Origin of the sequence: Plantimonas leprariae (assembly GCF_008802405.1) — a bacterium.
Classification (GTDB): domain Bacteria; phylum Pseudomonadota; class Alphaproteobacteria; order Rhizobiales; family Rhizobiaceae; genus Plantimonas; species Plantimonas leprariae.
On the sequence record NZ_VZDO01000015.1, the window covers coordinates 118843 to 140331 of the forward strand.

Sequence of the window (21489 nt, forward strand, 5' to 3'; positions counted from 1 at the left end):
CTTCGAGGCCCGCCGGCTCACCGCCGCGCGGGCCTTCCGCTTTTCCGCGGGCGACTTTCCATTCCCGGGCGGCCTCTGTAGGGCTTGCCCGGCACTGACGCACATACCTTCGAGGAGACCGAACCCGTGACCGATCTGGACGCGCTCGAAGCGCGCTTTGCCGGGGAGATCAGCGCGGCCGGCGACGAGCCTGCGTTGGAAGCCGTGCGCCTCGCCGCGCTCGGCAAGAAGGGCGAGATATCCGAACTGATGAAGGGGCTCGGCCGGATGGCGCCGGACGAGCGCCGCGAGATGGGCCCGAGGCTGAACGGCCTGCGTGACCGCGTGGCGGAGGCCCTCTCCACCCGCCGCGAATCGCTCGCCGAAGCCGCGATCGCCGCACGGCTGGAAAGCGAGCGCCTCGACGTGACGCTGCCCGTCCGCGCGAACCCCGCTGCGCGCGGCCGCATCCACCCGATCAGCCAGGTGATCGACGAGATCACCGCGATCTTCGCCGACATGGGCTTCGCGGTGGCGGAAGGGCCGGACATCGAGACCGACCACTACAACTTCACGGCGCTGAACTTCCCGGTCGGCCACCCGGCGCGCGAGATGCACGACACGTTCTTCCTGGCCCCCGATGCGAACGGCGAGCGCAAGGTGCTGCGCACCCACACCTCGCCCGTGCAGATCCGCACGATGGAAGCGCAAAAGCCCCCGATCCGCATCGTCATCCCCGGCAAGACCTACCGGCAGGATTCGGACGCGACGCACACCCCGATGTTCCACCAGCTCGAAGGGCTGGTGATCGACAGGACCGCGAACGTCGCCAACATGAAGTGGGTGCTGACCGAGTTCTGCCGGAGCTACTTCGAGGTGCCGGACGTCCGGATGCGGTTCCGCCCGAGCTTCTTCCCCTTCACCGAGCCCTCGATGGAGGTCGACATCCAATGCGACCGATCCGGCTCCGAAGTGCGGTTCGGCGAGGGCACGGATTGGATGGAGATCCTCGGCTGCGGCATGGTGCATCCGAACGTGCTGCGCGGCGTGGGCTTGGATCCCGACGAGTACCAGGGCTTCGCCTGGGGCATGGGCATCGACCGCATCGCCATGCTGAAATACGGCATGCCGGACCTGCGCGTCTTCTTCGAGGCGGACGTCCGCTGGCTCGAGCACTACGGCTTCCGCCCCCTCGACGTGCCCACGCTGTTCGGAGGGCTGAGTTCTTAAGAAGGCGGAATGGGCCCTGAAGTGAGGAGACGACAATGGTGGCGCATGCGACAACGTTTCTCGATCAGAAAACGATTATCGAAATCGCGTGGCCTATCCTCACGGCACGGTTGGAAGAGTTCGGCGTCAACGGGTTGCTGGTAGAGGAAGAGATCGACTTCGACGGTGAGCCGATCTTGCGTCTGAATGTCGTTGTTGATCGGCCTTACACAGCACGCGCGATGATGGATGCGCGGGATGCTATCCGCGTTCAACTCCTCAAGCGAGACGATCAGCGTTCCGTCTATTTTCGTCCGATGTCCGGGCAACCGGTGAAGTAAGACCTTACCCGATGCTGGACGAAGAACCCCATTCTCTCCTCGCTGTTGCGGACTCCCTCATGCGAGAAGCATCAGGGGATGCAGCGTATCGCTGCCGCGCGATCAGCACCGCCTACTATGCTGTGTTCCATGCGTTGGCTGGGCTCTGTGCCAGCACGTTGATGCCGGACGTTTCCGGTTCTTATGACGCTTACGTCCGCATCTATCGTGCTATCGATCACGGTCCGCTGCGCCAGGCATTCAGCCAAGCCCCCTTGCGAACCCATGATCGGCTACGGTCGATCGGAGACGCCGCGATCGAACTGCAGAGCGCTCGGCATGCTGCCGACTATCTTCCCTTGCGCTCCAACGCTTTCAGGGATGCGGGAACACGGATACTGATAGAACTCGCGCGTCAAACGGTAGAGAGTATCTCTACCCTTAGCCTTGTCGAACGGCGGCTTCTGGCAACCTCTATCCTTTTCAAGACACGCTGACCGTGCCGGTCGCGTGATTACGAAACGACGGTTGCCCATGTCCCCCCGCCTCGTCCTCATGGAAACGATCGCCGTCGTCTGCGGCGCGGTGATCGGGTTGCTCGTGGTGAACCTCCTTCACTGGCTGTTCGCTAACGGGAGCTTCGTCGCGCTCACCGTCTCGTTCGGCCGCATCGTCACCGCGCTCGTCACCGTCGCGATCTTCGCGGTCTGGTACCACTACCTGCCGCAGACGCCGGCGGCGCTCGCCTCCTTCTTCACCGGGCTCGTCCTGCCTTCGGTGATCGTCCTGTTCTCGTACGACGTGCCGCTGCAGGCGACGACCGTCCTGATCCTCTACACCGTGTTCTCGATCGTCGCGCTGCTCACCTACCGCTTCGTCCTCGCTAACGCCGCAGTCCGGAAGCTAACATCGGAAGTGCCGGGAAAGTCCGAAAGCCGCCTGCCGCGCTGAGCTCCGCCGTCGGCCTTTCCTTCCCCGTCCCCGGCGGCTAGGAGCTTCCGCATACAGGAAAGCGTCCGCCGGGCGCCGCCGAAGGTTTCCGACATGAAGTTCACCCTGTCCTGGCTGAAGGACCATCTCGACACCGACGCGACCCTCGCCGAGATCGCCGAGCGGCTGACGGCGATCGGCCTCGAGGTCGAGCATGTCGACGACGGCGCGGCGATGCGGCCGTTCCGCATCGCGCGCGTGCTGACGGCCGAGCGCCATCCCGACGCCGACAAGCTGCAGGTCCTCACCGTCGATGCGGGGCCGGAGGTGAACGGCGGCCGGCCGCTGCAGGTCGTCTGCGGCGCGCCGAACGCGCGCGCCGGCCTCGTCGGCGTCCTGGCGCTGCCCGGCACCTACGTGCCAGGCATCGACACGACGCTGGGCGTCGGCAAGATTCGCGGCGTCGACTCGAACGGCATGATGTGCTCGGAGCGCGAGCTGGAGCTTTCCGATGCCCATACCGGCATCATCGACCTGCCCGCCGACGCGCCGGTCGGCACGCCCTTCGCGGACTATGCCGGCATCGGCGACCCAGTGATCGAGATCAATCTGACGCCGAACCGGCCGGACGCGACCGGCATCCACGGCATCGCGCGCGATCTCGCCGCCTCCGGCCTCGGCACGTTGAAGGAGGTGCCGGTCGCGCCGCTGGAGGGCGCGGGCGATTGTCCGGTTGACCTGCGGGTCGAAAGCCCGACCTGCCTCGGCTTCGCATTGCGCCTCGTGCGCGGGGTGAAGAACGGGCCGTCGCCGGAATGGCTGCAGAAGCGGCTGAAGGCGATCGGCCTTCGCCCGATCAACGCGCTGGTGGACGTCACCAACTACCTGACCTTCGACCGCGGCCGGCCGCTGCACGTCTTCGACGCCGCGAAGGTCGCGGGCGGCCTCGTCGTCCGAGGAGCGAAGGATGGGGAGGAGATCCTGGCGCTCGACGGGCGCACCTACGCGCTGCCCGCCGGCACCTGCATCATCGCCGACGACAAGGGGCCGGAATCGATCGGCGGCATCATGGGCGGCGAGCATTCCGGCTGCGACGAGGCGACGACGGACGTCCTCGTCGAATCGGCGCTGTGGGAGCCGCTCGACATCGCCCGCACCGGGCGGACGCTCGGCATCAATACCGACGCGCGTTATCGCTTCGAGCGCGGCGTCGATCCGGCCTTCATGCGGCCGGGGCTCGACCTCGCGACGCGGATGATCGTGGACCTTTGCGGCGGCGAGCCTTCGCGCGCCGCGGTCGCCGCCGAGCGGCCGGCGGAGCGTAAGCGGATCGAGTTCCCGTTCACCGAGGTCGAACGGCTGACGGGCCTCGCGGTCGATGCCAGCGACCAGATCGACAAGCTCGAGCGGCTCGGCTTCACCCTGGCGATCGACGAATACGCTGCGACCGTCGTGCCGCCGTCCTGGCGGCCGGATGTCGAGGGCAAGGCCGACCTGGTGGAAGAGGTGATGCGCCTCGTCGGCGTCGACGCGATCGAGCCGCAGCCCCTGGCCGGCAAGGGCGCGGTCGGCGGGCGCATCCTGACCGTGCTGCAGATCAGGGAACGCGCGGCGCGGCGCGCGCTGGCCTCCCGCGGCATGCTGGAGGCGGTCAGCTATTCCTTCGTGTCGGCGAAGGCGGCGGAAGCCTTCGGCGGCGGCGCGGCGGCGTTGAAGCTCGTCAATCCGATCTCGGCCGACCTGTCCGACATGCGCCCCTCGCTGCTGCCCGGGCTGATCGAGGCGGCGGCGCGCAACGCCGCGCGAGGCGCGGGCGATGCCGCGCTGTTCGAGGTGTCCTCGGTCTATCATTCCGACGAGCCGCACGGGCAGCGGCGCGTCGCGGGCGGCGTGCGGCGCGGCACGGCCGGCCTTGGCGGCTCGGGGCGCGACTGGGCCGGCAATGCGCCGGCCGTTTCCGTCTTCGACGCCAAGGCCGATGCGCTGGCGGCTCTCGAGGCGGCGGGCGCGCCGGTCGCCAACGTCATCGTCGAGGCGGGCGCCAGCCCCTGGTACCATCCGGGCCGCTCCGGCCGTATCAAGCTCGGGCCGAAGGTCGTGCTCGCCGAGTTCGGCGAATTCCATCCGAAGGTGCTGAAGCAACTCGACGTTTCGGGCGCCTTCTGCGGCTTCGAGGCGTTTCTCGCCGAAATCCCGGAGCCGAAGCGTAAAGCCACGCGCACCAAGCCCATCCTGACCTTGTCGCCCTTCCAGCCGGTGAAGCGCGACTTCGCCTTCGTCGTCGACGAGGCGGTGGAGACGCAGAAGATCGTGCGCGCCGTCGAGGGGGCGGACCGCAAGGTCGTCTCCGACGTCCGGATCTTCGACGTGTTCCGCGGCGAGGCGATCGGCGCCGGGCGGAAATCCGTCGCGGTGGAGACGACGCTGCGGCCGAGCGACGCGACGTTCAGCGAGGCGGAGCTCGAGACCGTCTCCGGACGGATCGTCGCGGCGGTCGCGAAGGCGACGGGCGGCACGCTCCGGACCTGAGCTTCCTCCAGCCCCACGCAAGGCCAACGCCTTGAAAACATCCCATGCGGGGCGCAGAGCGTGCCCCCGAGGGATCTTCCAGGGAGCGGCCATGACCGCGATCGTGAATCGCCTTTTCGGCGCGGCGGCGCTTGTTGCGCTGTCCGCCGCCGGCGCGCCGACGGGAGCGTCCGCGGCGGAGGCGCCGGCCAAGCAGCTCTTCGGCGCGGAAACGCTGCCCTCCGATACGGCGACGCAGTCGATCGGCTTCTACGCCAAGGGCTGCCTGTCCGGCGGGGTGGGCCTGCCGCCGGAAGGTAGAAACTGGCAGGTGGTGAACCCGTCCCGCAACCGGCGCTGGGGCCACCCGGCGACGATCGCCTTTCTAGAGCGCTTCGCGGCGAAGGCCGCGGCGGACGGCTGGACCGGCCTCCTCGTCGGCGACATCTCGCAGCCGCGCGGCGGCCCGATGGCGTCGGGCCACGCTTCGCACCAGATCGGGCTCGACGCCGACATCTGGTTCACGCCGATGCCGAAGCGCCGCCTGACCATGGCCGAGCGCCAGCCCTTCCAGGGTCCGTCGATGCTGAAGAAGGGCACGTTCCAGGTCGACGACGCCCGATGGACGCCGACGCACGTGAAGATCCTGCGCGACGCCGCGACCGACCCGGCGGTGCAGCGCATCTTCGTCAATCCCGGCATCAAGCGGAAGCTCTGCCAGACGGTCGGCGGCGACCGGACCTGGCTCAACAAGGTGCGGCCCTTCTACGGCCACGACCAGCATTTCCACGTTCGGCTGTTCTGCCAGCCGGGATCGCCGAACTGCGACGGGCAGGCCGATACCGGCACCGGCGACGGCTGCGGCAAGGAGCTCGACTACTGGTTCAACGTCGCGCTGCGGCCGCCACCGCCGCCGAAGCCCGGCGCGAAGCCGCCGAAGCCGCGCCCGCCGCTGACGCTCGCCGGCCTGCCGAACAGCTGCCGCACGGTGCTGGCCGCCCCGGACAAGGGAACCGCGCCGGCCGTTGCGACGAAAGCATCGGCGCGCGTGCCGGCCGCAGCCGCCGCGATGGCGCCGGATGCGACGCCCGACTTCCCGCCGCGCCCCGGCGCCGACATCCCGGACCCCGTCGCCGGCCCGATGGAATAGCGCGAATTGGCAGAGCGGGGCGCTTTCCTTCCGCCCCTCTCTCGCTCTATAGCCCGGAGCCGCAATTCAAGCGACGAGGCAGCCGCCATGGCGACCACCACCGGGAGCGACCAGTCCTTCAAGTTCCCGATCCTGATCGGGGATATCGGGGGCACGAACGCGCGCTTCGCCATCCTCGTCGACGCCTTCGCCGAGCCGAAAAGCTTCCCGATCGTGCGAACGGCCGACTATCCGACGATCGACGAGGCGATCCAGGCGGCGGTGCTCGACAAGACCTCGCTGCAGCCGAAGGCGGCGGTGCTCGCCGTCGCGGGCCCGGTCGACGGCGAGGCGATCGAACTCACCAACTGCCCTTGGGTGGTCCGGCCGCGCGAGATGCTGAAGAGCCTCGAACTCGGCGAGATCATCGTCCTCAACGACTTCGAGGCGCAGGCGCTCGCCGTATCGGCGCTGCCGGATTCGGGGCGGCGCAAGCTCGGCGGCGGCGTTCCGCACGAGGGTGCGAGCCGCGTCGTGCTCGGGCCCGGCACCGGCCTCGGCGTCGCCGGGCTGGTCAGGGCGCGCAAGATGTGGATCCCGGTCGCCGGCGAGGGCGGCCATGTCGACCTCGGGCCGCGGAGCGAGCGCGACCACGCGATCTGGCCGCACCTGAAGACGATCGAGGGGCGCGTTTCGGCCGAGGAGGTGCTGTCCGGCCGCGGCATGATCAACCTCTATCGGGCGATCTGCGCCGCCGACGGGGCCGAGCCCGCCTACGCGCAGCCGGCCGAGATCACGGAAGCGGCGACGAAGGGCGGCGACGCCCGCGCGATCGAGACGGCGGAGCTCTTCTCCACCTATCTCGGCCGCATCGCCGGCGATCTGGCGTTGGTCTTCATGGCGCGCGGCGGCGTCTATATCGGCGGCGGCATCATCCAGCACCTGCTGCCGATCCTGAACGAGAAGCACCTTCGCGCCGCCTTCGAGGACAAGGCGCCGCATCGCGAGCTCCTCGCCGACATGGCGATCTTCGCGATCACCGAGCCGCTGGCGGCGCTGGCCGGCCTCGCGACCTTCGCCAGGACGCCGCGCTTCTTCGGCATCGAGACCGCCGGCCGCCGCTGGGTGGCCTGACGTTGCACCCTGTCGCGGCCCGGGCCGACCGGCTATAGAGCGGGCCGAGGCAAGGGTCCGGTCCGGCATGGCGGTCATCACCAAGCGCAAGATCTCGCTGACGAACCAGTCCGAGCGCGGGCTCGTGCTCGGTCTCGTCCGGCGCGTCTTCGCCGAGAACGGCCACGAATATTTCCGGCAATACGCGGTCGTCGTCTTCTGCCTGGTGCTCGCCTCGGGCGCGACCGCGTTTCTGGCATGGGTCATGCGTTCGGTGATCGACGAGATCTTCGTCGCGCAGAACCGCGCCGTCCTGGTTTCCCTGCCGCTCGCCGTGTTCGCCGCCTTCGTCGTGCGCGGCGTCTCCACCTACTGGCAGGGCGTCATCCTCAGCCGCATCGGCAACAATCTCGTCGCCAGGTACCAGCGCCGGCTGTTCCGGCACCTGACCGAGTTGTCGGTGGACTTCTTCCACGAGAACCGGTCGACGCATCTCGCCGCCAAGATCAACCAGAACGTTTCCGGCATCCGCGACACGCTGAACCTCACCATCACCTCGATCGCGCGCGATTTCCTGTCGCTCGTCTTCCTGGTCGGGGTGATGATCTGGCTGGACCCGTTGCTCTCGGCGATCGCGCTGCTCGCCGGGCCCTTCATCGCCTGGACGATGTCGAGTCTGGCGAAGAAGCTCCGCCACGCGACGCGCCAGTCGATCGATCTCAACGCCCGCGTGCTCGGCTCGATGCAGGAAGCGGCGCAGGGCATCACCGTGGTGAAGGCCTTCACCATGGAGGAGGTGCTGCGCCGGCGCATCGAGGACCTGATCGTCAAGGCGGAAGCGCGGTCGAACCGCATCGCGGCGATCACCGAGCGCTCCGGGCCGATCACCGAATCGCTCGCCGGCATCGCGGTCGCCGCCGTCATCGCTTGGTCCGGTTACCGCGCCATCGCCTACGGCTATTCGCCGGGCGGGCTGTTCGGCTTCATCACCGCGTTGCTCCTCGCCTACGAGCCGGCCAAGCGCCTCGCGAAGCTGCAGGTTCAGCTCGAACGCGCGCTCGTCAACGCGCAGATGATCTACGAGGTGCTCGACATCGAGCCGCGCCAGGCCGACCCGGCCGACGCGCGCGAACTCGCCGCCATCCGGGGCGAGATCCGCTTCGACGCGGTCGAGTTCGGCTACCATCCGGGCGAGCCCGTGCTGCGCGGCCTGTCGTTCACGGCGCCGGCCGGCCGGACCACCGCGCTGATCGGCGCGTCGGGCGGCGGCAAGTCCACGGTGATCGCGCTGATCCAGCGCTTCTACGACGTCGAAGGCGGCCGCATCCTCGTCGACGGCGAGGACATCCGGCACGTGACGAAGGCCTCGCTCCGCCGGCACATCGCCTACGTCTCGCAGCAGCCATACATGTTCGAGGGCACGATCCGCGACAACATCCGCTTCGGCCGGCCGGAGGCGAGCGACGCCGAGGTCGAGGCGGCCGCGAAGATGGCGCAGGCGACCGAGTTCATCGACGCGCAGCCGCGAGGCTTCGACACGCCGCTCGGCGAGAACGGCATGACGCTTTCCGGCGGCCAGCGCCAGCGCCTCTCGATCGCCCGCGCGCTGGTGCGCGACGCGCCGATCCTTCTTCTCGACGAGGCGACCTCGGCGCTCGACACGCGCTCCGAAATTCTCGTCCAGCAGGCGCTGGAGGAGGCGATGAAGAACCGCACCGTGATCGTCGTCGCGCACCGCCTGTCGACCATCGTCAACGCCGACCAAATCCTCGTGGTGGACGGCGGCGAGATCGTCGAGCAGGGCACGCATGGCGAGCTGCTCGACCGGCCGACCAGCGTCTATTCCCGCTTCCACAACCTCCAGTCCCGGCCAGCCGCCGCCGCCCGGGCACTCGCCGAAAGCGTCACGCGATGACGGACCAGCCGATGCGCATCGCCGTGGTCGGGGCCGCGGGCCGCATGGGCCGCACGCTCGTCCGGCTGGTCGGCGAGCATCCCGGCCTCGCGCTGCATGCGGGGCTCGAGCGCGAGGGCTCCGACGCGCTCGGTCGTGACGCTGGCGATCTCGCCGGGGCCGGCAGGCTCGGCGTTGCGGTGACGTCCGACATCGCGGCGGCGTTGGACGGTGCGGACGGTGTCGTCGACTTCTCGACGCCCGCGACGAGCCGAGCGCTGGCGGTGGCGACGGCCGAGCGCGGCCTCGTCCACGTCATCGGCACGACGGGCCTCGTCCCCGACGACGAGGCGGCGATCCGCGCCGCCGGAACCCGCGCGCGCATCGTCAAGTCCGGCAACATGAGCCTCGGCGTCAACCTCCTCGCCCTTCTCGTGGAGCAGGCAGCGCGGGCGCTCGGCCCGGAGGCCTTCGACGTCGAGATTCTGGAAATGCACCACAAGCACAAGGTCGACGCGCCCTCCGGCACGGCGCTGCTGCTCGGCCGCGCCGCCGCGGCGGGGCGAGGCGTCGACCTCGAAGCCGCGTCCGTCCGGGTGCGCGACGGGCTGACCGGTGCGCGCTCGTCCGGCGCGATCGGCTTCGCCTCGCTGCGCGGCGGCTCGGTGGTCGGCGACCATCAGGTGATCCTCGCCGGCGAGGGCGAGCGCATCGAGTTGAACCATCGCGCCGAGGACCGCACCGTCTTCGCCAGGGGGGCGCTCGCCGCCGCGCTCTGGGCGAGAGGCCAGTCGCCCGGCCTCTACTCGATGCGCGACGTACTCGGCCTCTAATTCTCAACCTTTTTCGGAGCGACCCGTATGACCCGCACCCTCGTCCTCGTCCGCCACGGGCAGAGCGACTGGAACCTTAAGAACCTCTTCACCGGCTGGAAGGACCCCGACCTGTCGGAAAAGGGCGTCGAGGAGGCGCGGCTCGCCGGCCGCCGCATCCGCGAACGCGGCCTTAGCTTCGGCACGGCCTTCACCAGCGAGTTGACGCGAGCCCAGCACACGCTGAAGCTGATGCTGGAGGAACTCGGCCAGGATGTGCCCACCACGCGCAACATCGCGCTGAACGAGCGCGACTACGGCGATCTCACCGGCCTCAACAAGGACGACGCCCGGGCGAAATGGGGTGAGGAGCAGGTGCATGTCTGGCGCCGATCCTACGACATCGCGCCGCCCGGCGGCGAGAGCTTGCGCGACACCGGCGCGCGGGTCTGGCCCTACTACATCCACCACATCCAGCCGAAGGTGCTTTCCGGCGGCAACGTCCTCGTCGCCGCGCACGGCAACTCGCTCCGCGCCCTGATCATGGCGCTCGACGGCCTGACGCCGGACGAGATCGTCGCCCGCGAGCTCGCGACGGGCGTGCCGATCGTCTACCGCCTGAACGAGGATTCGACCGTCGCCGAGAAGACCGTTCTCGAAGGCTGAGCATCAATCCTCCGCAAAGCGGCATAGGCGGCTAACTTCCGGTCGACGCGACCGGCGTTACCGCCTATGCCTGATGGGGGGCGGGGCCGGCGCATGGCGGCGGCGCGACGACGGAAGAGGGCGGGTTGATCGACAGCGACCGGCGGCATGTTCTGGAGGAGATGCTGCTGCAGTCGGGCGGCAGCTCGGACCCGTTCGCCTCGGCCGTCCGCACCACGCGCATGCCGATGGTCATCACCGACCCGAAGCGCGACGACAACCCGATCGTCTTCTGCAACGACGCCTTCACGCATCTTACCGGCTACGCGCGGGACGAGATCCTCGGGCGCAACTGCCGCTTCCTGCAGGGGCCCGCGACCCGCGACGAGGACGTCGCCAGGGTCCGGCACGCGATCGGGCGGCGGGAAAGCGTGCAGGTCGACCTCCTCAACCACCGGAAGGACGGCTCGACCTTCTGGAACGCGCTGCTGATCTCGCCGGTCTTCGACGGCGACGAGCTGACCTACTTTTTCGCCTCGCAGCTCGACGTCTCGGACCGCAAGCGCGCCGAGGAGCACCGGTTCCTGCTGAACCGCGAGCTCGACCACCGGGTCAAGAACACGCTCGCGACCGTGCAGACCGTGGTGCTGCAGACGCTCCGCGACGCCTCGGTGCCGCGCACCGTCGCCGACGCCGTTTCGGGACGCATCCGGGCGCTCGCCCGCAGTCACGACCTCCTCACCGTCGAGGCCTGGGCGAGCGCGGACCTTGCCGACGTGGTCGAGGGTGCGCTGGAGCCGCTGCGTCCGCGCGTCGGCGCGCGCATCGGCGTCGAGGGGCCGCGCCTGCGCATCAAGCCGCGGATCGCGACGATGCTTTCGCTCGCCGTGCACGAGCTCGGATCGAACGCCGAACGGTACGGCAGCCTGTCGAACCCCACCGGCACCGTGCGGGTCGGCTGGGCGATCGGCGAAGGGCGTCTCCGGTTCGAATGGCGCGAGAGCGGCGGCCCGCGCGTCGCCGAGCCGGCGAAGCGGGGCTACGGAACGCGGATCGTCGAGCGCGTCCTCGCCGCCGAGTTCGACGGGGAGGCGGAGTTGCGCTTTCCCCCGGACGGCCTCGTCTTCCGCCTCGACGCGCCGGCCGATGGCATCGACGAGGAAGCGACAGCCTGGACGGCGCCGTAGCGCTCAGCGCGAGGTGCCCCAGCGGGCGACCGTGCGCGCCTCGATGGTGCGGAACACGACGTTCTCGACCAGAAGGCCGATCAGGATCACCGTGACGAGGCCGGCGAAGACGCGGTCGGTGTAGAGCTCGTTGCGGTTCTGGAAGATGTACCAGCCGAGGCCGCCGCGCCCCGAGGCCGCGCCGAATACGAGTTCCGCCGCGATCAGCGTGCGCCAGGCGAAGGCCCAGCCGATCCGCAGGCCCGCGATGATCGAGGGGAGGGCCGCCGGGACGAGGATCTGCAGCACGTAGCGAAGCCCGGTGAGGCCGTAGTTCCGCCCAGCCATGCGGAGCGTCTCCGGCACGCCCTGGAAACCCGCGAAGGTCGCGAGCGCCAGCGGCCAGAGCACCGAATGGACGAGCACGAAGACGAGGCTGCCCTGGCCGAGGCCGAACCAGACCAGCGCCAGCGGCAGGAGCGCGATCGGCGGCAGCGGGTTCAGCATCGCCGTCAGCGTCGACAGGAGGTCGCGTCCGAGCCGGGTGGAGACGGCGAACGCCGTCAGGACGAAGGCTGCGAGGACGCCGCAGGCATAGCCCTTGAGCAGCACGCCGAGCGAGATCGCCACCTTGGCGGGAAGCTCGCCGCTCGCGGTGTCCTCGACGAGCGCGAGGAGCGTCGCGCTGAAGGTCGGGAACAGGAGGTCGTTGTCCTGCCAGCGGGCCAGCAGTTCCCAGAAAACGGCGAGCGCGACGAGGATCGCAAGCTTGCGCGCGGCGGAGCGCTGCCACACCCGCTCGGCGAAGGGCAGCGGGCGCTCGGGCGCGAGACCGGCGAGCGGCTCCGGCTCGCGCTCGTATTCGGGCCGCACCGGCGGCAGGACGCGCGCGACGGCGCGATCGGTCGTGATGGTGGCGCTCATGCCGTGCCCTCGGCGCCTGGCGCGTCGTTTTCGAACAGGAGCCTGTGGATGCGGCTGGCGGCGGCCTGGAAGGCGGCGCTCCCTTCGCTCGACGCATCCCATTCGTGCGTGTTGATCTCGGCCCGCATCCGGCCTGGATGCGGGGTCAGGACGCCGACACGGTTGCCGACGAGGAGCGCTTCCTCGATCGAATGGGTGACGAACAAGAGCGTGAAGCGCGTTTCGGCCCAGAGCTCCAGCAGTTCCTCTTGCATGCGGCGGCGCGTCAGGGCGTCGAGCGCGGCGAAGGGCTCGTCCATCAGGAGCACGCGCGGCTGCATCGCGAGGGCTCTGGCGATCGCGACGCGCTGCTTCATGCCGCCCGACAGGGTGTGCGGATAGCTGTCGGCGAAGCGCGACAGGCCGACCTTCTCGATATAGCGGTCGGCGCGTTCAGCGGCCTGCCTGCGACCGAACCGGCCCGAGGCGCGGAGCGGAAAGGCGACGTTCTCGCGCACCGTCTTCCACGGCGGAAGCTGGTCGAACTCCTGGAACACGACGATCCGGTCTGGTCCGGGACCGGCGACCGTTTGCCCGTCGATACGGATCGATCCCTCGACCGGCGGGATGAAGCCGGCCACCGCCTTCAGGAGGGTCGACTTCCCGCAGCCGGACGCGCCCAGCAGCACGAAGCGGTCCGCCTCGAACACGTCGAAGGAAACGCGGTGCGTCGCTCGCACGGTGCGCTCCGTCGTCCGGTATTCGAGGCCGACATTCTCGACGCGAAGCAGCGGCGAGGCCACCGGCGCAGCCACGTGCCGCTGGTCGTCGCCGCCGCTCGGCATCGCATCCCTTCGGGGGAGGGTGGCCGTCAAGGCGATGTCGTCCATTGCTGTTCCGTCCTACCGATGTGCCGGCCCGCTCTCGCCGCCGAGGCGATCGGCGATGGTACCGGCGAGCGCCGCGCACTGGACGCGAATGTCCGGCACGGCGGTGATTTCCCAGAACTGCGCTCGCGTGACCGGTCCGACGGCGAAGAGGCGCGCGGCCGGCTTGCCGCCCCCGTCGATCACGGCGCAGCTCTCGTCGACCTTGATCCCGATGCGGCAGGGATCGGGCCGCGCCGTGCCGGCCTCGATCAGCGAGGCGACGATCCCGGCGCGGTTCGCGTCGGGCCCGCGCAGGATTCCGGTGCAGTCGACCACCTTCGCGACGTCGACGGTCTCTGTCTCGCGGCTCCCGCGCCGCCGGAAACGGACGCGGACGCCATCGCCGGCGGGGTCGGAGCCGACGAAGCGCGCCGCCAGGATTTCGAGCCGGCCCCGCGCCATCGCGGCGCGCAGCCGCTCCTCGCTTTCCGGCGGCATGCGGTGGCGATGCACCTCCCACCAGGTCCGGGCATGGCGCAGGAAGCGCTCGCGCTCGGCGACCGACAGCGACTGCCAGAGCCGGGCGGTGTGCGGGCGCACGCCGTCCACCACGTCGCGCCAGTCGCCGCCCTCCGTCGCCGCCCATTCGGCGGTCCGCCGGAACCAGCGCAGCAGGTAGGCGATCCCCGTGCCGAAGGGCACGTCCGCCGCGTCGATCCGCATCGGCACGTTGCGCCGGTGGGTGCGGGGCAGGAGGCCGCGCCGGGACAGCGCCGTGATCCGGCCGCGATGGCCGCGATCGGTGAGCTCGATCACCGTGTCGATCATCGACAGGCCGGTCCCGAGGATCAGCACCGGGTCGCCCGCCGCGAGATCGCTCGAGACCGGCGTCGTCCACGGATTCACGTAAGGACCGCGGGCGTTGTAGTCGGCAAGGTCGTGGCCGGTCGCGAGCACCGCCGCCTGTCCGAGCAGGCTGGTACCGTCGGCGAGTTCCACCGCGACGCCGCCGCCCGCCTGCCGGACGCCGACGCAGCGCCCTTGCACGATCGTCAGCGGTGCCGCGTCGTCCGGCGTACCCCGCCAGGGGTCGAGGAGGGCCTTTAGGTAATGGGCGTAGACCGCGCGCGGCACGAAGCAGAACGGGTCGGAGCAACGGACGTCGAGCCCGAAGCCGCTCGCGAGCAGCCACTTCCAGAAGTGGTCGGGATCGTCCTGGAACGCGCTCATCGAGGCGGCGCGGGTGTTCAGGATATGGCCGGGCTCGGTTGTCCCGTAGGCGACGCCGCGCCCGATCTCCGGCCGCTCCTCGACGATCGTCACGCCGAGCGGCCGGCCCGGCAACCGCAGGATGTGGGCGGCGAGGATCGTGCCGCTCGCGCCGCCGCCGACGATGACGACCCGCCCGGCGCTCACGCGGCGGCCCCGGCCGGGCGGAACGGCGTCAGACGTTGGAGATGAGCTTCTCTTCCGGGATGTCGGTCAGCGCCGGCATGTCGCGGAGCTGTTCCACCGTCATGCCGTCCAGCACCGCGGAGATGGCGTCGCGGACTTCCAGCATCACGAGCCTGACGCCGCATTTCGCCTCGTCGACGCAGTCGTCGCAGCGGCGGTACGCCATGCGGCTGGCGCAGGCGATCGGCGCCAGCGGCCCGTCGAGGACGCGCAGCACGTGGCCGACCCGGATCTCCCCCGGCAGGCGCGCCAGGGCATAGCCGCCGTTCCGGCCCTTCCGGGCATGGATGAAGCCGGCGGTGCGAAGGTCGCCCAGGATCGCATCGAGGAACTTCTTCGAGATGCCGTTGCTCCGAGCGATCTCCTCCGACAGGGTCAGACGGCCGGGTGCGGCCTTGGCGAGATGGATCATCGCCTTCAGCCCGTACTTGCCCTTCGCCGTCAGCATCGCTTCCTTCGACCCTTTGGTACGCTACGCGGTTCGAGCGAGCACAGGCCGAAATATACGAACAAAACCGGACGTGCAAAAGCGGCATCCGGGCGACGGCGCCCGGGCTACAAAGGCCGACCGGCCTGCCCAGTCGAGCCCGAAGCAGGGCCAAGCTCAGAAGACCCCCAGGCCGACGTCGTGCATCCGGCTCGCATCCGCCGAGCCGGGCGGGTGCGGACCGACGCAAGCGGGGGCAGCCCGCTTCGACAGGGTCTTCGCGACGCCCGCCCCGCCCGATGCGACGGCGCGCGCCCAGCGCTCCGCCGCTATCGCCGCGAAGGCGAACCACCGCGGGAGGTCCGGGCGGGATCTGCCGACCGTGGTTGCATCCATCATGGAGCACCTCGCGCCGGCAAAAGGGACGCGGTCTGCTGCGATCCGCCGTCGATCTCGACTCCGCCGCTCGCGATCCGCCTGTGCTCGGAGCCGGCGCCGAAGACCACGGCAAGCACCACGGCGAAGGCCGCCGCCATGCCGAGCCAGTCCGCCACGGGAGCCGGCCGCGCCGGCTTGTCCGAACGGCCGGTCACGACGCGCTCGCCGCGCGGGTCGGCAGGGTCGTGTTGGCGATCATCTCGCCGACGAGGCCGCCCTCGTCCGCGGACGCGGGCGGGGCTTCGTGGTCGAGCGGCAGGAGCGGCAGGACCCGTTCGCCGAAGCTGTAGGCTTCTTCGAGATGCGGATAGCCGGACATGATGAAGGTGCCGATGCCGACGCGCCGGTATTCGTCCATCCGCTCGGCGACGGTCGCGGCGTCGCCGACGAGCGCGGTGCCGGCGCCGCCGCGCACCAGGCCGACGCCGGCCCAGAGGTTCGGGCTGATCTCCAGCTTCGTGCGGTCGCCGCCGTGCAGCGCCCGCATCCGCGACTGGCCGACCGAATCCTGCCGGGACAGGGCCGCCTGCGCCGCCTGGATCGTCCGGTCGTCGAGCCGGCTGATCATGCCGTTCGCGGCCGCCCAGGCCTCCTCGACGGTATCGCGCACGATGACGTGGAGCCGGATGCCGAAGCGCACCTCGCGGCCGGCCTTCGCCGCCGCGGCTCGCACCGTCTCGACCTTCTCGGCGACGAGCCCCGGGGGCTCGCCCCACGTGAGATAAACGTCCACCGTGTCGGCGGCGACCGCGATGCCGGCCGGCGACGAACCGCCGAAATAGAGCGGCGGGTGCGGGCGCTGGTGCGGCAGGAGGATCAGCTTGCCGTCCTCGACGCGAAGGTGCCTGCCGGCCGTCGTCACGGCCTCGCCGGCGAGTTCGCGCTTGTAGATGTCGAGGAACTCGCGCGTCACCTCGTAGCGCTCGTCGTGCGCGAGGAAGATGCCGTCGCCGGCGTTCTCGACCGGATCGCCGCCGGTGACGACGTTGATCAGCAGCCGCCCGCCCGAGATGCGGTCGAGCGTCGCCGTCATGCGCGCGGCGAGCGAGGGGGAGAGCAAACCCGGCCTGACGGCGACGAGGAAGCGCAGGTGCTCCGTATAGGTGGCAAGCGCCGAGGCGACGACCCAGGAATCCTCGCACGAGCGGCCGGTCGGCAGGAGCACGCCGTAGTAGCCGAGTCCGTCCGCCGCGACGGCGACCTGCTTCAGGTAGCCGAGATCGACCTTCCGGCCGCCTTCGGCCGAGCCGAGGAAGCGTCCGTCGCCGTGGGTCGGCAGGAACCAGAGGACCTTCAGCTTGTCCGGTATCGACATTCCGTCCCTGTCATTCGCTGGTATCGGCAGTTCAGAGCCAACCTAGCGCGACGATCGGCGGCGGTTCGAGCAACGAATTTTCTACTGATCGTATGGAAAGAGTAGAATGTTTCTTATGAGGGTGGATGCCCGCCCATAGCCTTCCGCAGCATGCGCGCCGCTCCGGGACGCGTTGCTCGGAGCCTATTCGCATGCAGACGATCCGCCGCTTTCTTCTCGCGCTGCTCGCGGCACTGCCGGCGCTGGTGGCGAGCCAGGCTTCGCTGGCGGAGGGGCACATCCGCATCGTGCAGCAGTTCGGCACGATCTACCTGCCGCTGCACGTGATGCGGGACCAGAAGCTGATCGAGAAGCACGCGAAGGCGCTCGGGCTCGACGAGCCGCGGGTGGAGTGGCTGCAACTCTCCGGCGGCGCGGCGATCAACGACGCGATCCTGTCGGGCAGCGTCGACGTGGCGGCCGCCGGCATCGGGCCGTTCCTGACGCTCTGGGACCGCTCGCGCGGCAAGGTGAGGATCATCGGCGGCCTGGCGCATCAGGCGAACTACCTCGTCACCTCGAACCCGGCGATCAGGACGCTCGCCGACTTCGGCCCGAACGACAAGATCGCCATGCCGGCGGCCGGCGTCTCGGTGCAGGCGCGGGTGCTGCAGATGGCGGCGGAGAAGGCGTTCGGCGAGGGCGGCTACGACCGGCTGTACGCGAACATGATCACGTTGCCGCACCCGGACGCGATGGCGGCGCTCCTGACCGGCTCGACCGAGATCACCGCCCACCTGTCGAACACGCCCTACCAGGAGCAGGCGCTGCGCGACCCGAAGGTGCACCGCATCTTCTCGTCCTACGACGTGCTCGGCGGCCCGGTGACGCCGACCTACGTCTATTCGCTGGTCGGCTTCCGGGACGACAATCCGAAGACGTTCCAGGCCTTCTTCGAGGCCTTCAAGGAGGCCTCCGCCTGGATCGAGGCGAACAAGGCGGAGGCGGCGAAGACCTATATCCGCGTCGAGGGTTCGAAGCTCGACCCGGCCTTCGTCCAGTCGCTGCTGGAATCGCCGGAATCGCTCTACACGCTGGTTCCGGCGAAATCCTTCGACTTCGCGTCCTTCATGTACCGGATCGGCGCGATCCGGACGGAAGCGAAGAGCTGGAAGGACTACACGTTCGAGGAACTGCACGGCGAGAACGGCAGCTGACGGACTTCAGCCCGTCGCCAGAGCCCGGTCGAGATCGGCGATGAGGTCGCCGGCGTCCTCGATGCCGGCCGACAGGCGGACCAGCGAGTCCGAGATGCCGATCGCGGCGCGCTGCTCCGCCGGGATCGAGCCGTGCGTCATCAGGGCGGGATGCTCGATCAGGCTCTCGACGCCGCCCAAGCTTTCGGCGAGGGCGAAGAGCTCGGTCCGCTCGAGGAAGCGCTTCGTGCCGGCGAGGTCGCGGTCGAGCTCCACCGTGATCATGCCGCCGAACGCCGCCATCTGGCGCTTCGCCACCGCGTGCTGCGGGTGGCTCGCGAGGCCGGGATAGACGACTCGCCGGACGGCCGGATGGGCTTCCAGCCATTCGGCGATGGCCAGCCCGTTCGCCGAATGCCGCTCCATCCGGAGCGCCAGCGTCTTCAGGCCACGCAGCGCCAGGAAGCTGTCGAACGGGCCGGAGATCGCCCCGACCGCGTTCTGCAGGAACTTCAGGCGGTCGGCGAGGTCGCGATTCTCGCCGACGACGGCGCAGCCGCCCACCATGTCGGAATGGCCGTTCAGATACTTCGTCGTCGAATGGACGACGATGTCGATGCCGAGTTCCAGCGGCCGCTGCACCGCCGGGCTGCAGAAGGTGTTGTCGGCGACGGTCAGAAGACCCCGCCGCTTGGCCAGCGCCGCGACGGCTTCGAGGTCGACGACACGAAGCAGCGGGTTGGTCGGGGTCTCGACCCAGAGCAGCTTGGTATCCGGGCGGATCGCGCTTTCGACCTTGGAAAGGTCGGTGAAGTCGGCGAAATCGACCCGGAGGCCCGCCGAGCGCTTGCGCACCTTGTCGAGCAGCCGGAACGTGCCCCCGTAGATGTCGTCGGTCGCGACGATGTGGCTGCCGGCGTCGAGCAGCTCCAGCACCGTCGAGATCGCGGCGAGGCCGGAGGCGAAGGCGAAGGCGCGGGTGCCGCTTTCGAGATCGGCGACGGCGCGCTCGAAGGCGAAGCGCGTCGGGTTCTGCGAGCGGGCGTATTCGAAGCCCTTGTGAACGCCCGGACTGTCCTGCCGGTAGGTCGAGGTCGCGTAGATCGGCACCATCACCGCGCCGGTCGTCGGATCCGGCGACTGGCCGCCGTGGATCGTCCGCGTCCCGAAGGCCAGGCGATTGGGACGGTGTTCTCTATCGGTCATCGGGCGCGCCTCAGGTGGTTGATCAGGTCGATGCGGGTCACGAGCCCGAAGAAGTCCTCGCCGTCCATCACGATCGCCACCTCGTTGCGGTCGAACACCGGCAGCAGCGCGTCGAGCGTCTGCGTCGCCTGCAGCGTGTGGACATCGCGCGTCATCGCGCCGGAAACCGGCGAGGCGAAGCGCTCCCAGCGGCCCTCGTAGGGGCCGTCGATCTTGGCAAGGATGTCGCTCTCGTCGACGATGCCGACGAGGCGGCTGTTCTCGAGCACCGGAAGCTGCGAGACGTCGGCGCGGCGCATGCGCCCGTAGGCGTCGAGCAGGCTGTCGGCCGGCGCGGCGGTGACCGTCTGGCCGTGCCGGTGCGAGCGGGCGACGATGTCGCGGAGGTCTCCGTGATGCTCGCGCTCGGCGAGGCCCTGTTCGGCAAGCCAGACATCGTCGAACACCTTCGACAGGTACTTGTTGCCGGAATCGCAGACGAAGCTGACGACGCGCTTCGGCACGGTCTGCTCGCGGCAATATCTGAGCGCCGCCGACAGGAGGGTGCCGGACGACGAGCCGGCGAGGATGCCCTCCTTGGCGAGAAGGTCGCGGACGGCCAGCATGCTCTGCTTGTCGGTGACCGTGTAGGCTTTGCGCACGAAGGACAGCTCGCAGTTCGGCGGCACGAAGTCCTCGCCGATGCCTTCCACCGTCCAGCTCCCGGCCGCTTCCATCCGCCCGGTCTTGACGAGCGGCGCAAGCACGGACCCTTGCGGGTCGGCGAGCACCATCTCCGTCTTCGGCGAGACGCTCGCGAAGAAGCGTCCGAGGCCGGTCAGCGTGCCGCCCGAGCCGACGCCGACCACCACGGCGTCGACGTCGCTCTCCAACTGCTGCCAGATTTCCGGCCCGGTGGTCGTCTCGTGCGCCAGCGGGTTGGCGGGGTTGGCGAACTGGTTGACGTGGAACGCGCCCGGCGTTTCCCGCGCGATCCGCTCCGCCATGTCCTGGTAGTATTCGGGATGCCCCTTGCCGACGTCGGAGCGCGTCAGATGCACCTCGGCGCCGAGCGCGCGCAGGTGCTGCACCTTCTCGCGCGACATCTTGTCGGGCACGACGAGGACGATCCGGTAGCCCTTCGGGATGCCGACCTGCGCGAGGCCGAGGCCGGTATTGCCGGCGGTCGCCTCGACGATCGTGCCGCCGGGTTCGAGCCGTCCCGTCCGCTCGGCTTCGCGGATCATCGACAGCGCGATGCGATCCTTGATCGAGCCGCCGGGATTCTGCGATTCGAGCTTCAGGAACAGCCGGCAACGGCCCGTATCGAATTGCGTCACCTCCACCATCGGCGTCCGGCCGATGAGGTCGAGGACGGTCGCGACCGGCGGTGCGAGCCGGTCGAACGCCGGGACGGCGGTGGTGCTGCGAAGCGGCGAGGACATGGGATCGGGCTCCTCGGGTTGCGGGCCTGCGTCGGGCCCGGCCGCCGCGGGGAGCGGCGGAGATCGGTCGCGACAATCGAAACGCGGATGGGGGACGAGCGTTCGCCTAAGGCCGGCGACGATCGGGCTGCGGGACGAGGCGATCGCCGAAACATCGCGTCGCGCGGGCGATGATGGATTCGTTCGTCATCCTCGCCTCCCTCGCGACGCTGCGCTGCCACCGAACGGCAAACTACGGGGTCGGCGAGGAGATGAGAAAGACGGGCCGTTCATTGTCGATCGGTTTCGTAGAATATTTCTCCGCCGGCCGGGGCTTCGGCTGGTGCACATGGGGCGCGCGAGGCCCGGCGTTGCTTTCGGCTCCCTAACCGTTCATCACCGCTGGGAAGCAGGAGGATCGGGCCGTGAACGAACTGGGGCATTTCATCGACGGGGTGCGTGTGGCGGGGACGAGCGGGCGCCATGCCGACGTGTTCAACCCGGCGACGGGTCAGGTGTCGGGCCGCGTGGCGCTGGCGAGCTCCGACGAGTTGCAGCGGGCCGTCGACGGCGCGAAGGCCGCGCAGCCGAAG

21 protein-coding genes and 1 pseudogene are annotated in these 21489 nt (G+C 69.6%); 13 read left to right on the plus strand and 9 right to left on the minus strand.

The window, feature by feature from the left end; translation table 11 throughout:
* Positions 1 to 126 precede the first annotated feature (126 nt).
* The 11 genes from pheS (at position 127) to F6X38_RS24150 (ending at position 11726) form a co-directional block, all read left to right on the plus strand.
* Entirely contained in the window at positions 127 to 1209 is a 1083-nt protein-coding gene (pheS, locus tag F6X38_RS17555; protein WP_150971913.1) for a phenylalanine--tRNA ligase subunit alpha, read from the plus strand.
* 35 nt (positions 1210 to 1244) lie between these two features.
* Positions 1245 to 1529 (plus strand): hypothetical protein, encoded by a 285-nt coding sequence (locus F6X38_RS17560; RefSeq protein WP_150971915.1) that lies wholly within the window; start codon positions 1245 to 1247, stop codon positions 1527 to 1529.
* 11 nt (positions 1530 to 1540) lie between these two features.
* A complete protein-coding gene (locus F6X38_RS17565; protein WP_150971917.1) occupies positions 1541 to 2005 on the plus strand; it encodes a hypothetical protein in 465 nt (154 codons plus the stop codon).
* Positions 2006 to 2042: 37 nt separating this feature from the next.
* Positions 2043 to 2459, plus strand: a complete 417-nt coding sequence (locus F6X38_RS17570; RefSeq protein ID WP_150971919.1) for a hypothetical protein — start codon at positions 2043 to 2045, stop codon at positions 2457 to 2459.
* Between the two features lie 93 nt (positions 2460 to 2552).
* Positions 2553 to 4967: a phenylalanine--tRNA ligase subunit beta gene (gene pheT / locus F6X38_RS17575; RefSeq protein ID WP_150971921.1), complete on the plus strand. Its 2415-nt coding sequence runs from the start codon at positions 2553 to 2555 to the stop codon at positions 4965 to 4967.
* Between the two features lie 91 nt (positions 4968 to 5058).
* Positions 5059 to 6096: a penicillin-insensitive murein endopeptidase gene (gene mepA / locus F6X38_RS17580; protein WP_150971923.1), complete on the plus strand. Its 1038-nt coding sequence runs from the start codon at positions 5059 to 5061 to the stop codon at positions 6094 to 6096.
* Between the two features lie 87 nt (positions 6097 to 6183).
* Positions 6184 to 7209: a glucokinase gene (locus F6X38_RS17585; RefSeq protein ID WP_150971925.1), complete on the plus strand. Its 1026-nt coding sequence runs from the start codon at positions 6184 to 6186 to the stop codon at positions 7207 to 7209.
* 67 nt (positions 7210 to 7276) lie between these two features.
* Positions 7277 to 9103, plus strand: a complete 1827-nt coding sequence (locus tag F6X38_RS17590; RefSeq protein WP_150971927.1) for an ABC transporter ATP-binding protein — start codon at positions 7277 to 7279, stop codon at positions 9101 to 9103.
* The gene (dapB, locus tag F6X38_RS17595) at positions 9100 to 9915 is read left to right on the plus strand and encodes a 4-hydroxy-tetrahydrodipicolinate reductase (RefSeq protein ID WP_150971929.1); all 816 of its coding nucleotides are present in this window, start codon (positions 9100 to 9102) and stop codon (positions 9913 to 9915) included. Before F6X38_RS17590 ends, dapB begins: the two co-directional genes overlap by 4 nt.
* Positions 9916 to 9942: 27 nt before the next feature.
* Positions 9943 to 10560, plus strand: a complete 618-nt coding sequence (locus tag F6X38_RS17600) for a 2,3-bisphosphoglycerate-dependent phosphoglycerate mutase (protein WP_150971931.1) — start codon at positions 9943 to 9945, stop codon at positions 10558 to 10560.
* A gap of 125 nt (positions 10561 to 10685) precedes the next feature.
* Positions 10686 to 11726, plus strand: coding sequence for an HWE histidine kinase domain-containing protein (locus tag F6X38_RS24150; protein ID WP_281353081.1), 1041 nt, complete (start codon positions 10686 to 10688; stop codon positions 11724 to 11726).
* Positions 11727 to 11729: 3 nt separating this feature from the next.
* Here the strand turns inward: F6X38_RS24150 and F6X38_RS17610 are convergent, their stop codons facing one another.
* The 7 genes from F6X38_RS17610 to ssuD all read right to left on the minus strand — a co-directional run bounded on the left by F6X38_RS17610 (position 11730) and on the right by ssuD (position 17112).
* Positions 11730 to 12629 carry an ABC transporter permease gene (locus tag F6X38_RS17610; RefSeq protein WP_150971933.1) on the minus strand — a complete coding sequence of 300 codons (900 nt, stop codon included), beginning with the start codon at positions 12627 to 12629 and terminating at the stop codon, positions 11730 to 11732.
* On the minus strand, positions 12626 to 13453 hold the full coding sequence (locus tag F6X38_RS17615) for an ABC transporter ATP-binding protein (RefSeq protein WP_150971970.1): 828 nt from the start codon (positions 13451 to 13453) through the stop codon (positions 12626 to 12628). The genes F6X38_RS17610 and F6X38_RS17615 overlap by 4 nt, the downstream gene beginning before the upstream one ends.
* A gap of 57 nt (positions 13454 to 13510) precedes the next feature.
* The gene (locus F6X38_RS17620; RefSeq protein ID WP_150971935.1) at positions 13511 to 14893 is read right to left on the minus strand and encodes an FAD/NAD(P)-binding protein; all 1383 of its coding nucleotides are present in this window, start codon (positions 14891 to 14893) and stop codon (positions 13511 to 13513) included.
* Between the two features lie 28 nt (positions 14894 to 14921).
* Entirely contained in the window at positions 14922 to 15380 is a 459-nt protein-coding gene (locus F6X38_RS17625) for an RrF2 family transcriptional regulator (protein WP_150971937.1), read from the minus strand.
* A 156-nt stretch (positions 15381 to 15536) separates the two neighbouring features.
* A complete protein-coding gene (locus tag F6X38_RS17630) occupies positions 15537 to 15758 on the minus strand; it encodes a hypothetical protein (protein ID WP_150971939.1) in 222 nt (73 codons plus the stop codon).
* Positions 15755 to 15952, minus strand: coding sequence for a hypothetical protein (locus tag F6X38_RS17635; RefSeq protein ID WP_150971940.1), 198 nt, complete (start codon positions 15950 to 15952; stop codon positions 15755 to 15757). Before F6X38_RS17635 ends, F6X38_RS17630 begins: the two co-directional genes overlap by 4 nt.
* Complete coding sequence (ssuD, locus tag F6X38_RS17640; RefSeq protein WP_150971942.1) at positions 15949 to 17112, minus strand: FMNH2-dependent alkanesulfonate monooxygenase; 1164 nt, start codon at positions 17110 to 17112, stop codon at positions 15949 to 15951. Before ssuD ends, F6X38_RS17635 begins: the two co-directional genes overlap by 4 nt.
* Positions 17113 to 17303: 191 nt before the next feature.
* Between ssuD and F6X38_RS17645 the strand changes: the two genes are divergently transcribed.
* A complete protein-coding gene (locus tag F6X38_RS17645) occupies positions 17304 to 18308 on the plus strand; it encodes an ABC transporter substrate-binding protein (RefSeq protein ID WP_150971944.1) in 1005 nt (334 codons plus the stop codon).
* 6 nt (positions 18309 to 18314) lie between these two features.
* Here the strand turns inward: F6X38_RS17645 and F6X38_RS17650 are convergent, their stop codons facing one another.
* Together F6X38_RS17650 and F6X38_RS17655 are read right to left on the minus strand one after the other, a co-directional pair.
* Positions 18315 to 19493, minus strand: coding sequence for a cystathionine gamma-synthase (locus F6X38_RS17650; RefSeq protein ID WP_150971946.1), 1179 nt, complete (start codon positions 19491 to 19493; stop codon positions 18315 to 18317).
* Entirely contained in the window at positions 19490 to 20917 is a 1428-nt protein-coding gene (locus tag F6X38_RS17655) for a pyridoxal-phosphate dependent enzyme (RefSeq protein WP_150971948.1), read from the minus strand. Before F6X38_RS17655 ends, F6X38_RS17650 begins: the two co-directional genes overlap by 4 nt.
* A 404-nt stretch (positions 20918 to 21321) precedes the next feature.
* On the opposite strand from F6X38_RS17655, the pseudogene F6X38_RS23970 reads away from it, so the two are divergent.
* Positions 21322 to 21489: pseudogene (locus F6X38_RS23970) on the plus strand (CoA-acylating methylmalonate-semialdehyde dehydrogenase); the annotation flags it as partial.

Bases quoted from the DNA above. Each gene is read 5' to 3' on its own strand.
- F6X38_RS17560 (WP_150971915.1), top strand. From the start codon at position 1,245: ATGGTGGCGCATGCGACAACGTTTCTCGATCAGAAAACGATTATCGAA.
- F6X38_RS17565 (WP_150971917.1), top strand. From the start codon at position 1,541: ATGCTGGACGAAGAACCCCATTCTCTCCTCGCTGTTGCGGACTCCCTC.
- F6X38_RS17570 (WP_150971919.1), top strand. From the start codon at position 2,043: ATGTCCCCCCGCCTCGTCCTCATGGAAACGATCGCCGTCGTCTGCGGC.
- pheT (WP_150971921.1), top strand. From the start codon at position 2,553: ATGAAGTTCACCCTGTCCTGGCTGAAGGACCATCTCGACACCGACGCG.
- mepA (WP_150971923.1), top strand. From the start codon at position 5,059: ATGACCGCGATCGTGAATCGCCTTTTCGGCGCGGCGGCGCTTGTTGCG.
- F6X38_RS17585 (WP_150971925.1), top strand. From the start codon at position 6,184: ATGGCGACCACCACCGGGAGCGACCAGTCCTTCAAGTTCCCGATCCTG.
- F6X38_RS17590 (WP_150971927.1), top strand. From the start codon at position 7,277: ATGGCGGTCATCACCAAGCGCAAGATCTCGCTGACGAACCAGTCCGAG.
- dapB (WP_150971929.1), top strand. From the start codon at position 9,100: ATGACGGACCAGCCGATGCGCATCGCCGTGGTCGGGGCCGCGGGCCGC.
- F6X38_RS17600 (WP_150971931.1), top strand. From the start codon at position 9,943: ATGACCCGCACCCTCGTCCTCGTCCGCCACGGGCAGAGCGACTGGAAC.
- F6X38_RS17610 (WP_150971933.1), bottom strand. From the start codon at position 12,629: ATGAGCGCCACCATCACGACCGATCGCGCCGTCGCGCGCGTCCTGCCG.
- F6X38_RS17615 (WP_150971970.1), bottom strand. From the start codon at position 13,453: ATGCCGAGCGGCGGCGACGACCAGCGGCACGTGGCTGCGCCGGTGGCC.
- F6X38_RS17625 (WP_150971937.1), bottom strand. From the start codon at position 15,380: ATGCTGACGGCGAAGGGCAAGTACGGGCTGAAGGCGATGATCCATCTC.
- F6X38_RS17630 (WP_150971939.1), bottom strand. From the start codon at position 15,758: ATGATGGATGCAACCACGGTCGGCAGATCCCGCCCGGACCTCCCGCGG.
- ssuD (WP_150971942.1), bottom strand. From the start codon at position 17,112: ATGTCGATACCGGACAAGCTGAAGGTCCTCTGGTTCCTGCCGACCCAC.
- F6X38_RS17645 (WP_150971944.1), top strand. From the start codon at position 17,304: ATGCAGACGATCCGCCGCTTTCTTCTCGCGCTGCTCGCGGCACTGCCG.
- F6X38_RS17650 (WP_150971946.1), bottom strand. From the start codon at position 19,493: ATGACCGATAGAGAACACCGTCCCAATCGCCTGGCCTTCGGGACGCGG.
- F6X38_RS17655 (WP_150971948.1), bottom strand. From the start codon at position 20,917: ATGTCCTCGCCGCTTCGCAGCACCACCGCCGTCCCGGCGTTCGACCGG.